General features: G+C 38.1%; 18 protein-coding genes and 1 pseudogene. 16 read left to right on the top strand and 3 right to left on the bottom strand.

All coding sequences use genetic code 11. The features are described 5' to 3' along the window. The first annotated feature begins 212 nt into the window (after positions 1-212). From DYI25_RS07795 to DYI25_RS07775, 5 genes are all read left to right on the top strand, one after another. Positions 213-746 carry an RNA polymerase sigma factor gene (locus DYI25_RS07795; RefSeq protein ID WP_213367832.1) on the top strand — a complete coding sequence of 178 codons (534 nt, stop codon included), beginning with the start codon at positions 213-215 and terminating at the stop codon, positions 744-746. Next, entirely contained in the window at positions 733-2,232 is a 1,500-nt protein-coding gene (locus tag DYI25_RS07790) for a hypothetical protein (protein WP_213367831.1), read from the top strand. Before DYI25_RS07795 ends, DYI25_RS07790 begins: the two co-directional genes overlap by 14 nt. A 376-nt stretch (positions 2,233-2,608) precedes the next feature. Next, positions 2,609-3,547: a magnesium transporter CorA family protein gene (locus DYI25_RS07785; protein ID WP_213367830.1), complete on the top strand. Its 939-nt coding sequence runs from the start codon at positions 2,609-2,611 to the stop codon at positions 3,545-3,547. 117 nt (positions 3,548-3,664) lie between these two features. Further along, positions 3,665-4,795 (top strand): stage II sporulation protein P, encoded by a 1,131-nt coding sequence (spoIIP, locus tag DYI25_RS07780; protein WP_213367829.1) that lies wholly within the window; start codon positions 3,665-3,667, stop codon positions 4,793-4,795. Beyond that, the gene (locus tag DYI25_RS07775; RefSeq protein ID WP_213367828.1) at positions 4,788-4,982 is read left to right on the top strand and encodes a hypothetical protein; all 195 of its coding nucleotides are present in this window, start codon (positions 4,788-4,790) and stop codon (positions 4,980-4,982) included. The genes spoIIP and DYI25_RS07775 overlap by 8 nt, the downstream gene beginning before the upstream one ends. 27 nt (positions 4,983-5,009) lie before the next feature. On the opposite strand, the gene corA is transcribed toward DYI25_RS07775, so the two are convergent. Then, the gene (gene corA, locus DYI25_RS07770) at positions 5,010-5,960 is read right to left on the bottom strand and encodes a magnesium/cobalt transporter CorA (RefSeq protein ID WP_213367827.1); all 951 of its coding nucleotides are present in this window, start codon (positions 5,958-5,960) and stop codon (positions 5,010-5,012) included. 168 nt (positions 5,961-6,128) lie between these two features. Further along, the gene (locus tag DYI25_RS07765) at positions 6,129-6,641 is read right to left on the bottom strand and encodes a CBO0543 family protein (RefSeq protein ID WP_213367826.1); all 513 of its coding nucleotides are present in this window, start codon (positions 6,639-6,641) and stop codon (positions 6,129-6,131) included. 89 nt (positions 6,642-6,730) lie between these two features. On the opposite strand from DYI25_RS07765, the gene DYI25_RS07760 reads away from it, so the two are divergent. From DYI25_RS07760 to DYI25_RS07720, 9 genes and pseudogenes are all read left to right on the top strand, one after another. Further along, positions 6,731-7,117, top strand: a complete 387-nt coding sequence (locus DYI25_RS07760) for a VOC family protein (RefSeq protein ID WP_213367825.1) — start codon at positions 6,731-6,733, stop codon at positions 7,115-7,117. Positions 7,118-7,204: 87 nt separating this feature from the next. Beyond that, a pseudogene (locus DYI25_RS07755) lies at positions 7,205-7,935 on the top strand (ZIP family metal transporter). A 141-nt stretch (positions 7,936-8,076) separates the two neighbouring features. Further along, positions 8,077-8,310, top strand: coding sequence for a group-specific protein (locus DYI25_RS07750; protein ID WP_213367824.1), 234 nt, complete (start codon positions 8,077-8,079; stop codon positions 8,308-8,310). Positions 8,311-8,549: 239 nt separating this feature from the next. Beyond that, positions 8,550-9,818 (top strand): MFS transporter, encoded by a 1,269-nt coding sequence (locus tag DYI25_RS07745; protein WP_213367823.1) that lies wholly within the window; start codon positions 8,550-8,552, stop codon positions 9,816-9,818. Between the two features lie 113 nt (positions 9,819-9,931). Then, positions 9,932-10,507: a glycerol-3-phosphate acyltransferase gene (locus tag DYI25_RS07740; RefSeq protein WP_213367822.1), complete on the top strand. Its 576-nt coding sequence runs from the start codon at positions 9,932-9,934 to the stop codon at positions 10,505-10,507. A 61-nt stretch (positions 10,508-10,568) separates the two neighbouring features. Further along, positions 10,569-10,853: a phage holin gene (locus tag DYI25_RS07735; protein WP_249745281.1), complete on the top strand. Its 285-nt coding sequence runs from the start codon at positions 10,569-10,571 to the stop codon at positions 10,851-10,853. A gap of 82 nt (positions 10,854-10,935) precedes the next feature. Continuing rightward, positions 10,936-11,121 carry a hypothetical protein gene (locus DYI25_RS07730; RefSeq protein ID WP_213367821.1) on the top strand — a complete coding sequence of 62 codons (186 nt, stop codon included), beginning with the start codon at positions 10,936-10,938 and terminating at the stop codon, positions 11,119-11,121. Between the two features lie 111 nt (positions 11,122-11,232). After that, positions 11,233-12,231 (top strand): NAD(P)H-dependent flavin oxidoreductase, encoded by a 999-nt coding sequence (locus DYI25_RS07725; RefSeq protein ID WP_213367820.1) that lies wholly within the window; start codon positions 11,233-11,235, stop codon positions 12,229-12,231. Positions 12,232-12,438: 207 nt separating this feature from the next. After that, complete coding sequence (locus DYI25_RS07720) at positions 12,439-13,008, top strand: MEDS domain-containing protein (protein WP_213367819.1); 570 nt, start codon at positions 12,439-12,441, stop codon at positions 13,006-13,008. 33 nt (positions 13,009-13,041) lie between these two features. Here DYI25_RS07720 and DYI25_RS07715 read toward each other — a convergent pair whose 3' ends face one another. After that, positions 13,042-14,016: a LacI family DNA-binding transcriptional regulator gene (locus DYI25_RS07715; RefSeq protein ID WP_213367818.1), complete on the bottom strand. Its 975-nt coding sequence runs from the start codon at positions 14,014-14,016 to the stop codon at positions 13,042-13,044. A gap of 87 nt (positions 14,017-14,103) precedes the next feature. On the opposite strand from DYI25_RS07715, the gene DYI25_RS22580 reads away from it, so the two are divergent. Continuing rightward, complete coding sequence (locus DYI25_RS22580) at positions 14,104-14,229, top strand: hypothetical protein (RefSeq protein ID WP_274609493.1); 126 nt, start codon at positions 14,104-14,106, stop codon at positions 14,227-14,229. A gap of 213 nt (positions 14,230-14,442) precedes the next feature. Continuing rightward, a complete protein-coding gene (locus DYI25_RS07710) occupies positions 14,443-14,886 on the top strand; it encodes an aminotransferase yhxA (protein ID WP_213367817.1) in 444 nt (147 codons plus the stop codon). Positions 14,887-14,893: the final 7 nt, after the last annotated feature.

Raw genomic sequence — 14,893 nt, 5'->3', positions numbered from 1 at the left:
TTTAAGATGAAGCTTTTTAGTAACCATAAAGGCTGGTAAAATTAGGTTGGAATCCTAATTTACCTTCCATTATATATTATTTTTTCTCATTGGGAAAAGCGGAAGCTATGATCACTGTTATACATAGCATTTCTTTGAATTCATAAAAATTTCAAAAAAGCTGAAACAAAATGTCCGCTCATGCGACTTATTTGGGAACGGGGGAGTGATAAGTGGGTTCTAAGCGGCAAGATATAAATGAAATTTATGACTTATATTATCGTGATGTCTATCATTTTGCACTTTATTTTACAAACAACAAACAGGAAGCAGAGGATATAACCCAGGAAACATTCATAAAAATTATGAATTCTATTGGTAGTTTAAAGGATCAGACCAAACTCAAAACATGGATATTATCCATCACAAAGAATACTGCAATGGATTTACATCGTAAAAGAAAATTTGTCAGCTTATTTCCAGATTGGGCGATTGGAAAAGATAAAGACTCTGATACACCGGAAGATCGCCTGATACGAAAAGGGGAATGGACAGAGTTGCAAAGTGCGTTGCTAAAATTAAAGCAGCAATACAGGACGGTTGTAATCTTGCGTGGATTGAAAGAATCGAGCATAAAAGAAACAGCTGAAATACTCGGATGCAGCGAAGCGAAAGTACGTGTTGATTATCATCGTGCTCTACAACTCTTAAAAAAACAGGTCTTATCAAATAATGAAGGGTGGGAACTTAGAGATGGACAATCGTAAAGAGTCGTTTGACCAACGGTTCCTGGCGCCTTTAAAGCATAGGCCAGATCTTGAGCCTGATGAAAGTTTCATTGAAAAACTTAGAAGTGAACTCATTGAGGGGAGGAAGGTTCCTATCTCCGGGAATCAGTCATTCCGATGGCCTATTTTAGTTCCAGTGGTTATGGCAGTAATGTTATTTACATTATTGACAGCTTCTCTTATAGGGTCTAAGTCTGAAAGTGAACAAAGTCAACCTGTTAAAACAATTGATGCCGAGAAGAAAGACAAGAGCGAGGAGGAACGGAGTGAAAGGGAAAGGGATATTTACACCATCACAGGTAATAATGAAGCATTTCAGCAAATATATCAAACTGTAACCAAATCGACCGGATCCCCCAATGCTGCCCGTGAACTTGTCTTCTACTTTGATGCACTACAACAAGGTGACGAAGTATACATTAAAGATGTGCTACTGTATGAGTACTACGATAACAATATTAATGAAGTGTTGAAATACTATGAAAAAGTTGATTTTTCAACGATAAACGTTGAAATGGTTGAGATTGATGAAAAGGGGCGTGAACTAGTAACTTTTACTTTTGTCGATAAAGAAACAAAAACCCAGGTTAAAAGGCGTCTGCTGCTTGACATGTCAGATGAAAAAAACATTAAAATTTTCGATTCAATAGGTCCTGAAAAAAACAATGCTATAAAAGACGAAAAAGTTAAAGAAAAGGCAGAATATCTGGAAAAGAATTTCAGATTGGGAATGACAGAAGAAGAAGTCAAAACTGCATTTGGGCAAGATTTCAATGAATTTGTGAATGCTGATGCAGAGGACGGTTCCGTCAAGGATTGGCTCTATCAATTCTATGTTGATAAGGGTACGGTGAGCAAGGTACCTGATAAAGGTATCGTAGACTTTGAAAATCTTCGCAGCCAGAACATTGGAATACAATTCTGGATCGGCTGGTCACCGGAAGAAAAAGTGATGAGAATGTCGATGTTTTATACTTTGAATGGGAAAGTATTTGCAAAGCTATTAAGGTCAGATGGAAGTTTGGTAGAGGAGGAGCAGCGGTCGGGAGAAGTTTTACTGGATTCCACTCCTTTTAAACTTGATGAACAAGAAATGCTTGCCTATGAGCTATTTAAACAAAACCATTCAAGTAAACACTTAAAAGACCTTCCACCATTAAGTATAGCTAAGCTGTATGTCCAGGCCCAATTAGATAGTGACCCGGAAACTGAATATGCTTTATATACAACCCGTCCAGAACATGTAAGGTGGTCAAAGGCAGAACATATACAGGATTCCAGTGAATTCTCATCAAGTAGTGAGGAGATACTTGCAGCCTTTCAGGGAATACAGGCAGGTGAATTTGTAGAAACAAGTGATTATGAGGGTTATCTCAAATTTGAAAGTAAAAATGGAGTCCAAGGATTCAGGTTAATTAAAGACCTGGATGGTGTCTGGAAAGTAGGGTTTATGCCAATTCAATAAATTCTTTAGTATAAACTTATAATTTATTTCGGAGAAGCATTTGGTGCATGACAGCTTAATTTAAAAACCTGAATAGTGTGAATTAAAATATATAGAACGTCTGGCTGCTTTTTCAGTCAGACGTCTTTTCAATTGCTTTATTTAAATATTATTTTCATTTTAAGATTCCCATTGTAGTTTTGCCCTGCCAGGAGTAAGATGTAAGAGGTGAAAATAGAAAGGAGTTGGTATCTTTGGGTTATTCAAAAGAACCTGATCCCGATAGGTCCGGGGAAGTCGATAATCTATTAGATTTGATACAATTGAATGCTGCAAGACTATCAACTCTGAAAAAAGGTAGTTGGCTTCCTCAATAATTAAAGAGGAGGTTGGTCAAATGCTAGAAATCTTTAAAAGCAATGAAGAAAGACATTTAACACGTGTAGAAGAAATCTCTAAAGGCTCCTGGGTTAATATGGTACATCCTTCTGAAGATGAAATCATAAGGGTTGCCAGTGAAACGGGAATCGCAGTGGATTTCATAAAGGATGCCCTTGACGATGAAGAGAGACCAAGGGTTGAAAAGGAAGACGGTATTGTCTATATAATCGTTGACTATCCATACATCACCCATGATGAATCTGGCTTTCCGATTTACGAAACCATACCAGTCGGAATTATCCAGACTGCGAATTGCATCATCACAGTTTCTCTAAAAGAGACGCCTGTCTTAAATGAATTCAAGTTAAACAGAGTCAAGGAATTTTATACTTTTAAGAAAACGAGATTTGCCCTGCAGATCCTTTACGTTATTTCTATTTATTATTTAAGGTACCTGAAACAAATCAATAAAAAGACAAATGAGATTGAGCGCGAGTTGCATCAGTCGATGAAAAACAAGGAATTATATGCTTTTCTCGCTTTGGAGAAAAGCTTGGTTTACTTCACGACATCACTAAAATCCAATAAAGTGGTACTTGCGAAAATTATGCGCTTCAATTATTTGAAAATGTATGAAGAAGACAAGGATTTGCTGGAGGATGTCATCATTGAAAATACCCAGGCCATCGAAATGGCAGAGACATATAGTTCCATTTTAAGCGGGATGATGGACGCATTCGCCTCTATCATTTCTAATAATCTCAATATGGTAATGAAATTCCTAACATCCATAACAATCATTCTTTCGTTTCCGACCATGGTGGCAAGCTTTTACGGTATGAACGTAGATCTTCCATTTCAGCACAATCCATTTGCGTTCTTCCTGGCAATCAGTATGGCTGTGTTACTAGCCGGGTTAACCGCATTCATTTTCTGGAAAAAGAAATATTTCTAGCTGAACGCCAGGACATCTGTCCGGGCGTTTTTTAGTCTAAAATCTTCTTTTATACATATTTATGGATTAACAGAGATTAAACTTTCAAATTGGTATCACATGCAAAAGGGTGATTGAATGACAAGAATATTGGCCAATGTTTATAGGAAAATGCTCTCAGGTTTCATTATATTAGTTTGTACACTCTGTTTTTTTCTGGTCGCTGGTTTTATTTCATCCTCGAACATAAGCTTTTTTAAATTCAAAGTAAACGGAGATATAGGAGCGGAGGTCTTCCTCAGGATCATCAGTTATGAGAACCCTTTGATTGGACATGCATTGACAGGGTCAAATGCTGATTTGCCGGTTCTTTCTACTGGTTTCAAATTGCTTACAAATGTTGAAATGAATGACATCAGGAGTCTGATCAGGAGTGAAATTCCGGGTTTCATGGCTTTTGATTCAAACTTTCTTATTGCAGATGAAGGTGTTGATTTTACGGATATCCCGATTGAATCTGCCCCTCCAATGGAGGTTCTGCTTCAGGAGAGGAATATGGCTGCTAATGAACTGAAGGAACTGAACAGCGGCAAAATATACTCAGGTTCTTCACCAACAGAAAAATCGATATTCATTTACCATACACATAGTTGGGAATCTTACTTGCCTTTGTTGGGTCTGGAAGGAGCAGAGAATGAAAATGAGGCTGTTGACGGCAAGACAAATATCACTATTGTAGGTGAATTGCTAGGTCAGGAATTGGAGAAAAGAGGGGTTGGAGCGAGCGTGGATAAGACCAATATTGGCCAGGAGTTGGATAAGAAAGGCTGGCTGACACATAAGTCTTATGAGATTTCACGTTCGTTGGTTCAAAAGGCAATGGCTGGAAATAAGAAATTAGAGTACTTTATTGATCTGCACCGAGATTCTGTCAGAAAGGATTCGACTACAACCACCATTAATAACGAGCCTTATGCTAGATTAGTTTTTGTCATTGGCGAGGAAAATAAGAACTTCCAAAAGAACCTGCAGTTTGCAAACGAACTTCATAAAATCCTGAATAAAGATTATCCAGGGATCAGTAAGGGAGTTTTGCCTAAAAAAGGAATCGGCGTTGATGGAATTTATAATCAAGATTTGCATGCAAACACGTTAGTAGTGGAGGTTGGCGGTGTTGACAACAATATGAAGGAATTAAAGAATACAATAGAAGCGTTAGCGGACGCGATCAGCCAGATTTATTGGAAGGCGGAAGAGGTAAATGGCTGAATATCATGAAAAATATTTTTGGCTGGTGTGGACAATTGCCACTTCTCTGTTAGCGTACTTTTATTTTCCGTTCACGGTTACGATTACATTTTTCTTGTCAGGCATGATTATAAGCAGTAAATGTCTGGTCGAAGATTTTATAAACCTACAGGAAGACGATAAAAGGCAAAACGAAAAAAACCATTAAAGCATGTAGCTTTAATGGTTTTTCACTTTATTTAAACCAGCCTTTCTTCCTGAACCAGAAGTACATGGTCATCCCTATGACAAACATGGCAAACAATGCTCCGAAGTAACCATATCGCCAGGAGAGTTCCGGCATATTCTGAAAATTCATCCCGTAAATCCCTGCTATGAAGGTGAGTGGCATGAAAATAGTTGTAATCACAGTAAGTACTTTCATTACACGATTCGTTTCATGAGAATTGATCGACAAATAGCTGTCCCGCATATCTGTTGTCAATTCACGGCTTGCTTCAACCTTTTCAGCTAATCTCAATAAATGGTCATGAATGTCCGCAAAGTATTCCTCTTGTTCAAGTATCCCGGAAAGGCGATGGGAATTAATCATCCTGTATACCAAATCCCTCATCGGAGTGATGGTATGCCTTAAAGAGAGCAGCTCATGTCTTGTATCGAATAAATCTTCAAGCAGTTCCTCCATCGAGCGGTCAGCTGAATTTTCATCTATTTCATTCAATAAATCCTCAATTCGGTATACATGAGGGAAATAATTATCGACTATTTTATCTAAAACATGATAGAGAACAATCGATGGGTTCCATTCACCGGGTGCCTTCGCAAGCTCTAATCTCTTCCAGACGTCCTCAACTTCTCGTGTGCTGACGCTATGGTAGGTAACGATATAGTTGTGTCCAAGGAATAAATCAACTTCTTCCTTCTCCATGGACTCTCCATTCAAAGCCTGGAAAACAAAAAAGTGATTATCATCATAATAATCGAGCTTTGGTCTTTGTAGTGTATGAATACAATCTTCAATGGATAAAGGGTGAAACTGTAATGGTTCTTTCAATAATTCGATTTCTTCATCAGTTGGTTCATTGAAATCAATCCAATACCAATGACCGCTGTCTGAAACCAAAGAGTCGATACTTCGGCCAGTTTGGATATCACCAGAAGGACTAACAGAAATTGTACGTATCATAAAATCTCCCGAAAAACTGTTTTCTAGGATGTTTTTTTATCACTCGATTGCTTGTTCATAGTAAAGAAAATCGTCAATGACTTTAACAACCTATTATTATTATATTAGCAAAAGAGGATAGGAATCAAAGCATAAACCATGAGCATGGAAATACATGAGGGTATGAACCTATTTCAAGTCACCAAATGAAGGGTGATGGAAATACAGCAGTATTGCTATAATAGGAATCGAAATCAATATGCCATATAAAGGTCGTCTATAGTGAATCCCGAGGACTGAAAGCATAATGACATTGAAGATTGCCGAATTAATTATTCCCCACCCATTATTATAGATAAACAAACCGCTTCTTTGAAAAAAGTATTCAACGACAGTAAAAATAATGACCCATGTTGATATGTAGAACAGAGCATTTTTAAACACTTTTGGGATATGTCTTAAATATATCATTAATATTATAGGCATCATGATCAAACTAAAGGATAAATCAATGAATGTATGGTTCAGCCATGGTGACCTCGGCTTGTAAGCCCATAAAGTATGGTTGAAGAATAAGAAATTATACATTAAATTACTTATTATATAAAATTGAATTGTTGGATAGTAATCCCTCCATCGTTTCCAGTCAATCAAAAAATAAGCAAGTATCAAATGAACTGCCACGGCAATAGCAAGATACATAACATGACTTCCTTTATTATTTTATCCTAGTGTTGCCAATTGTAGGGTTCAGAATACAAAACAGTGTTGTTCCAGGAGGATGAGAAAGAATGCTGCATCATGTTGAAATCAATGTTACCGATTTAAATAAAACGAAAGAATTTTGGGGCTGGTTTTTAAGCGAATTGAACTATGAAGTCTATCAAAAATGGGATAGCGGGATAAGTTGGAAATTTAAAAAGACATATATCGTTTTTGTACAGACTGAAGAAAGGTTTATTAAAGCAGGATATCACCGTTCCCAAGTCGGTTTGAATCACCTTGCTTTTTATGCAGATTCACGGGATCAGGTGGATCGGATGACAGAAAAGCTTAAAGAAAGGAATATTCCCATCCTCTATCAGGACAGACACCCTTTTGCAGGAGGAGTGGATCACTATGCGGTATTTTTCGAAGGTCCAGATCGTATGAAAGTTGAATTGGTGGCACCTGAATGACATCGGATAATTTTTTCCAAGTGTAACTACCTGATATAAGGGGAAAAGTATTTTACTTTTGTATATTAGGAGGCATAGGGAAAAGTTATGGCAGAAGCATTTATAGGAATTGTCATATCTGCTATGGCAACAGGTTTGGGAGCACTACCAGTTTTATATCTAAATAATGTCTCATCCACGATAAAATCTTTACTTCTCGGCTACGCTTCCGGGATTATGATGGCGGCTACAACCTTCAGTTTGATACCAGAGTCTTTGAAATCATCAAATATCTGGGTGTTATCGATCGGTATGTTATTAGGGACGTTTGTTTTAAATTTCATTAATTCAAAGACTGAAGACCTGGACAAAAGTGAATTTAAATTATTAACAGGTGTAGATCAAAAAACCTTAGTCATCATTACAGCAATTACGCTTCATAATTTGCCTGAGGGCCTGTCAGTCGGGGTTAGTTATGGAACGGATGAAGGCAACCTTGGTGCTATCATTGCCTTTGCAATCGGACTTCAAAATGCACCAGAAGGATTCCTTGTAGGGCTATATTTAATCCATCAGAGAATGTCTAAAGTGAAGTCCCTTATGATCGCTACCTTTACAGGGGCTGTAGAAATAGTAACGGCTGCAATTGGATATTTCCTTGCTGCTAAAGTGGAAGGTTTTGTACCCTATGTTTGAGTTTTGCCGCAGGGGCAATGCTATTTGTCATCTATAAAGAACTGATACCAGAAAGCCAGGAAGATCATCAAGTGAAATTTCCGACGTATTCTTTTATTCTTGGCTTGATTTCAATGCTCTATCTCACTATATATTTCGGTTAAAAATAAAAGCCTAGAACACAAGGTCTATTTACTTTCCGTAATGCGGGATTCTTCTGTAGGGAAAGGATAAAAGTATAAGTTTTGGGTAAAGTCAAAGAGAGTCTGGTATTCTAATGGTATACATATTAGGAGGGATTAATTATGGGAGAATGCAATATAGACCACAGTAAAGCGGATGTCCAGGAGAAATACCAATCACAGAAGGAATTCCTTCCGCAGGACATTCATCCATTGTTTGACCAATTTTTTGAGAAGGAACATACTCAGGACATTTTGAATGATGTATTTCACTTGCTAAAAAAGTATGACCTTGCGACAGAGGAAGATAGAAGCGAACGTAACAACAGATTGAAATTAGTTTTAAAAAACGTGTAATTAAGTGGAAAGGGGCCATGTGCTCCTTTTTTTATTGGAGAAAAACTTTAAATAGTATTTTTAATATAGTGCGAGCGAACAATAAGGAATCTTCTCTGCCTGATAACTTAAATTTACAGAAGATTTTAAGTTTGTTTTGTGAAAGAAAAACTTATTGTCAGCAAAATCCAGAAGGAGTAAAATTAGGTGGATATTTCGATATCCAAAATAAATTGAATGATTCGAAAGAAGAGGAATGTATGGAAAGTCCTTCACAAATAATAAAGAGGAATGAAAAGAATAGCATAATAAATGGAGTCGCTTCTACGATTGTTATGAGTATGAGTAATAACTACTTTGCATTATTTGCAATTGGTGTTCTTGGGGCTACGAATTATCAAGTTGGATTAATCAGTTCCCTGCCTCAAATAGTAGGCATGTTCGCAATGATTCTTGGTACTGTGATCATGAGCAGGCTGAAAGAAAAAAAGAGATTCACTGGTAACTCAATTTTGTTCACTCGTTTATTTTTGCTAGGAATGTTTTTGGTCATATACCTGCCGGAAGAATACAGGGCCTGGGCATTTGTATTACTGATTGGTCTTATGAATCTTCCTGGATCCTTCGCAATGCTTAGCTGGCAGTCCTTTATCGGAGACCTCATTTCAGACAGCCGCAGAAGTGGTTTCTTTAGTGAGAGGAACAGGATTCTGACCATTGCTGGTATGTTTACGACATTGCTGATTGGAATAGGGCTTCAATGGTTTGATACATCAAATCCATTGCCATATCAAATTCTCTTCATTCTCGCATTCCTTTTTGGGATTGTGGAAGTAATTTATTTAAATAGACATATAGAACCGAAGAAAGAAATCGTGACAGACAAGAAACGTTTTAATTTTGGCTGGGATGCTTATAAACATAAACCGTTTATTTATTTCTTGATCTGCGGATTGTTTTTCAACTTTGCCTGGCAGCTAGCCTGGCCCTTGTTCAATATTTACAATATCAAAGTCGCTCATATGACTGGTTTCTGGATTAGCATCATAACTGTGGCGAATCAGGTAGGTCAGATTATCAGCTTCAAGTGGTGGGGAAGGATGGCTGATAAGCACAGCAATGCAAAGATGCTGGCGATTACTGCGGTCGGTATGGCATCAGCCCCTTTCCTGACAATACTGTCGAAAAATATGTATTACCTAACCTTCGTCAATTTTACATCCGGTCTTTTTGTTTCGGGAACCGTCCTTTTGTTATTCAATCAGCTCCTGGAAGTGACAAAGGAAGAGAACCGAGGAAGCTTTATCGCACAATACAACATCCTTTTAGCGATAATAGGCTTTATTGCACCGCAGGTTGGTGTATACTTGCTCCAGCTAAGTTCAATTGATACTGCTATGAATCTATCATCTGTTTTACGATTGGTGTCAGGCGCGGTATTTTTATTATTCTATTTCTATATGAAAGTTGAAAGAGTAGTGAATCCCCATATGCTTGACCAGGCAACTCAAATAGCAAAGCAAGAATAAAAATTTCCCGGTCTTCTCAGGCCGGGTATTTTTATCGGGAATATATAGGCAGGAATTTTTCGGCCTCATACCGAATAAACTCTACTAATATTGTTAGGACAGGTTGTGTCTCTATGACTATTTTTAATTATTTTTTAATTTCATATCTTCTTGGCAGCTTAATGGCTGGCTATTTCGTTGTTAGGTTACTCGGCAGAAAGGATATAAGAGTCGAGGGAAGCGGCAACGTAGGGGCGCGGAATGCCGGCCGGGTACATGGAAGAGCGTCATTCGTTTTGACTTTTCTTGGTGATGCACTAAAAGGGGCAATTGTAATCTTTATTGGTGAATATTTTAAACTGTCTCCTGAGTTACTATTGGGTGGATTGGGTTTTGCAATTCTTGGCCATGTTAAGCCGATTACCTTGAAATTTAAAGGGGGCATGGGAATCTCTACATTTATCGGAGGGATGCTCGCCTTTGAACCGCTAACAGCTTTTGTCATCATTTTTGGTTTCCTTTTGCTTTATCCCTTTTTAAAAAGTTTTACATTTGCTGGTCTCGGTTCCTTTGTTTTGATTCCGTTAAGCTTTTATTTTTTTGGTATCCAGCTGTTTGTCATTCTTATTACCGGCTTCCTCGTAATGGTAATAATATTCATCCACCGTGAAGATATTTACGAACGATTAGATAAAAGAGGGGGAAAATAAAAAGGCGGGACAAAACAGACAACCAATTCCTTCTGCTGAATATATTTATAGAATAGAAGCAATGGAAGGAATGATGCATTTGTTCAACTGGGGTGTTAGATTCAAAAATAAAGCCTGGGTTATTGCTTTCATATCACAATTAATGATCGTAGCGCAAATAGTCCTTGAAGGTTTTAATATGTTAGGGTGGACAACTTTCAGATTAACAGAAGAACTGCAGAATGAGGTTTTGATGTTGGTGAACAGTATATTCATGGTTCTTGCCATGCTTGGGTTCATACAAGATCCAACTACTAAAGGATACAGAGACAGTAAAAGGGCAATGGAATACAAGGACCCAAACTAAAACAAGTTTATGTTTAGCATTCGAACATTTTGAGGTAAAGAATTGAATAGGATAATGTATCCATTCGAAAGGAGCCTGAAAAATGTGGACCTGGATTTGGCTCTTGCTGCTGCCAATCATTGTTTTGCTGCTGATAGAAGAAGGAAGTCAATTTATTTGGCGCAGGTATTTAAAGAACCGAGAAGAAGGAAATGATACGATTATAGTCCGTGCTCGTAACACCATAAAAAAGATTCAGCAGAAATACCGCAAGGATCCTTCACATTGAGGTGGAGGATTCTTTTTTAAAATAATAAACCTTGTCAAGATTGAAAAATCAGGTAAGTTAAACTATGATATAGATATTCAGAAAATTTAGAAATGTAGAAGGGATGATACAATGAGTAAAGTTATTCCGGAAAACTGGTGGGAGCAGCTATCTGTTCCTGCGATAGCTGCCCCAATGTTTCTTGTTTCAGGACCTGATTTGGTAAGTTCCTGCTGCAAAAATGGAGTAATTGGATCATTTCCAGCTCCGAATGCAAGACCAATTGAAGTTCTTGACGAATGGATGGGAAGGTTGAATGACGAATTAGCAGAAGCAAAAAAACAAGAACCAAATCGGAAAATAGCTCCCTGGGCTATGAATATGGTGGTCCATAGTACATACAGCAGGCTCGAGGAAGAGCTTGCTTTATTAAAAAAACATAAACCTCAGCTGGTAATCACGTCACTGGGCAGTCCAAAGAAAGTGGTAGACATTGTCCATGAATATGGAGGCCTTGTTTTCTCTGATGTCAGTGATGTAAAGTTCGCCAGGAAAGCTGCAGAGACAGGAGTTGACGGCTTAATTTTAGTCGCTAATGGGGCAGGGGGACATGCTGGGGAACTGAATAGCTTTGCTTTTGTAGATTCTGTACGAACTTTTTGGGATGGGATCATTGTTCTGGCAGGATCAATTACCACTGGAAAAGCAGTACTTGCTGCCCAGGCAGCAGGAGCAGACCTTGCTTATATGGGGACAAGATTCATTGTGGCAAAAGAAAGTATGGCGAATGATGAATACAGACAAATGGTTGTCGATGCAACTCAAGAAGACCTTATCCTCACCGATGCTTTTTCTGGTGTCAATGCGAATATGCTAAAGCCAAGCATCATTAGGGCAGGGCTAGACCCAGAAACCCTCAAGAAAAAGGATACAGTTAATTTTGATTCGATGCAAAGAGAGACAAATGCTAAAGCTTGGAAAGACATTTGGTCAGCAGGGCAGGGAGTTGGAGCCATTGATAAAATTCAATCCGCTTCGGAAATTATTAGCCAGTTAGAAACAGAATATAATGAAGCTTTAAGTGATTTGAATGCTAAAGCAAACAAACTTAAGACTTTTATTATGGAATAATACTTAACTCACCGATCATGCCAATGCTCGGTGAGTTTTTTTGTGTAAAAATAAAGAGATATTTAATCCCTAATTGGAATTTGCACCTAATTGAATCACAAACAAGTTTAATCGATTAATGTGGAGAAGTGTGTTAATATAAAGAGTATATTTTGAATATGTGAATTCATTGTTTGTTTCCCTTGAATTCAGGAGGAGACTGATACAATGCACAAAAAAATCAATGACTTGATCGCAACTATAAAAGAAACTGGTGCCCATATTTTTTATTCATATGAAAGTGAAGAGAAATATGTTGATAATCTGATAATCTATGTTGCATCCGCTATCGGACTCGGCAACCACATTATGATCATAGAAAATGACCGGATTATGCCTGAACTCCAGAAGAGAATTAAAGTTGAGTTTGATGAGAAACAACAGGAAATGATTCACACCATCAATAATTATGAATTCTATTGCTATCGCGGCAACTTCAATAAAGAAACTATTTTAAGTTATTTAGAAAACATGCTTGCCCCTTTTTTGGAAAAAAATATTCCGATTCAGACTTGGGCACATGTTGAATGGAGAGACCAAGAGGACATCTTCCAGAATCTTGGAGATTACGAAAAAGAAGCGGATTCAATGCTTAAGGGCACAAATTTAATTACCGTTTGTGGTTATGATGCCATCAGGGTCCCTGACTCATTGAAAGACATTTTGAAGGATTCCCACGATTATTACATGACAGACGATACCATTGAACTGATAGATCGTAAAAGCAGAATAAAATAACAAGGAACCTGCCGATAATGGCAGGTTTTTTGCTTAAATGGAATTTCTCACAATTAATTTAAATGGAAGGGCAACCTTCTTTGCGTATTTACTATCGTCAGATCGCTTGATAAATGCATGAAAGGCATATGTACCTAATTGTTTAGTGGGGATGTCAATTGTCGTGATTCCCATAATTTCAGATATTGGATGGTTATCAAAGCTCAATACTGCTACATTCTCAGGCACAGCAAGCCCTTGTTTTATAGTTTCAGTGATAATGCCTGCTGCAACCTGGTCATTACCCACTAAAAAGGCTGTAGGCTTTTCTTTCATTTGTAAAAAGCGATCCACCACACTTTTCCCATCCTGGATCATTAAACACTTACCAAGAATCCAATCCCCGTGTACGTTCTGGCCAATCATCTTCATCTTTTCCTCGTATGCCTTCTGGCGTTTCTGGCTATTTGTTCCTTCAAGTCGTCCCAGACAGATGGCAATCCGCTCATGGCCCTTTGACATTAAATAATCCAATCCCAGGTTGAATGCCGCAACATGTTTGATTGATATAGCTGGAAACTCATCTTGATCAGAATCCTCGCATAATACAATCGGTCCCGCATCTTTATACTTCAAAATTGAATCAAAGGGGATTGCACGTGAAGCAAAAATAACTCCATCAATAAGATGGCCTCGAAGTTGTTCTAACGCTTCGAATTCCTTTTCTTGGTGATACCCTGTCTGGAATAGAACCAGCTGGATATTATGCTTCATTGCTTCTTCAGCAATTCCTTCCAGGAGTTCTGAAAAATAAGGGTGATTAATCGTTGGCAGTACGACTCCGACCATATTGGTCTTTCCGCGTGATAAATGAACAGCATTGATATTAGGGCTGTAATCCAGTTCCCTTATGGTTTTAAGAACTGCTTCCCGTTTATCTGGGGTTACATATGGATGATTATTTAGCACTCGTGACACAGTGGAAACCGACACTCCTGCCAGTCGGGCAATTTCTCGGATATTGGCCATTTAAAAACCTCGCATAGATTATTCTTGACCTGAAACGCGTTCCATAAATTATTGTATGTACAAACAGATCACAAAGGAGTTGTCATTATGGTTTCAGGGATTATTATGTTAGCAGGGTTATGCCTATTTGAAATTATTTTAGCAAAAATTGCATTAGGAAACGCGGAAATAGAGGAATTTAATTTCGAGGAATTTTTTAATGGGAAAAATTAATTGTTTTAAATGAACATAACGAACCGGGTATATCACATTGGAAAATTCGCTTCTTAGGATGGAAGTTCCAAACTAATTATAGAATAGAGCATCACCACCAAAGGAAAGTGTTACAATAAAAGGAAGGTTATATTATGGAACGGGAGCAATAATTTGAAACTTTTTGCCAGGTCTTCCGTAAATATTTACGTCAATAAGAAAGAGGTGAAATAAATGAGCAAAACAAAAAAGGTGATCGCAGGTATTTCTGCCACTGCTTTGATGTTGGGGCTTGCAGGATGCAATAACAATCCACAGGCCATTCCGGAACCCGATTGGGACCCGGATGTATCTGGCGATGATGGGCAGGACTGGAATTCTGAGCAGGGCCAGGATATTCCTCCTGTACCAGAAGGGACCGATTGTTCAGATTGGGAATGGGACAATGAAGATGGTGTATGGGAGTGTGATGATACCAACTCCCCATATTTTGGGCACTACTTTTTCGCTGGTATGTTCTTTGCGAACCGATCATTACTCTATAAGAGCAAGGACTATATGAATTACAAGAAAAGCTCGGCATTCAAGGGAGCAAGACTTGACAGCAATTATAAAAATACTTCGCCAAAGGGCAGTTCAGGATTCGGCAGCGGGTCAAGAAGCACTACTGGCGGTTAAGGGAGAG

The sequence above is a fragment of the Mesobacillus boroniphilus genome, from assembly GCF_018424685.1.
Taxonomy (GTDB): domain Bacteria; phylum Bacillota; class Bacilli; order Bacillales; family Cytobacillaceae; genus Mesobacillus; species Mesobacillus boroniphilus_A.
Note: the sequence above shows the minus strand (reverse complement) of the source record. Positions and strands in the feature narration are given on the sequence as shown.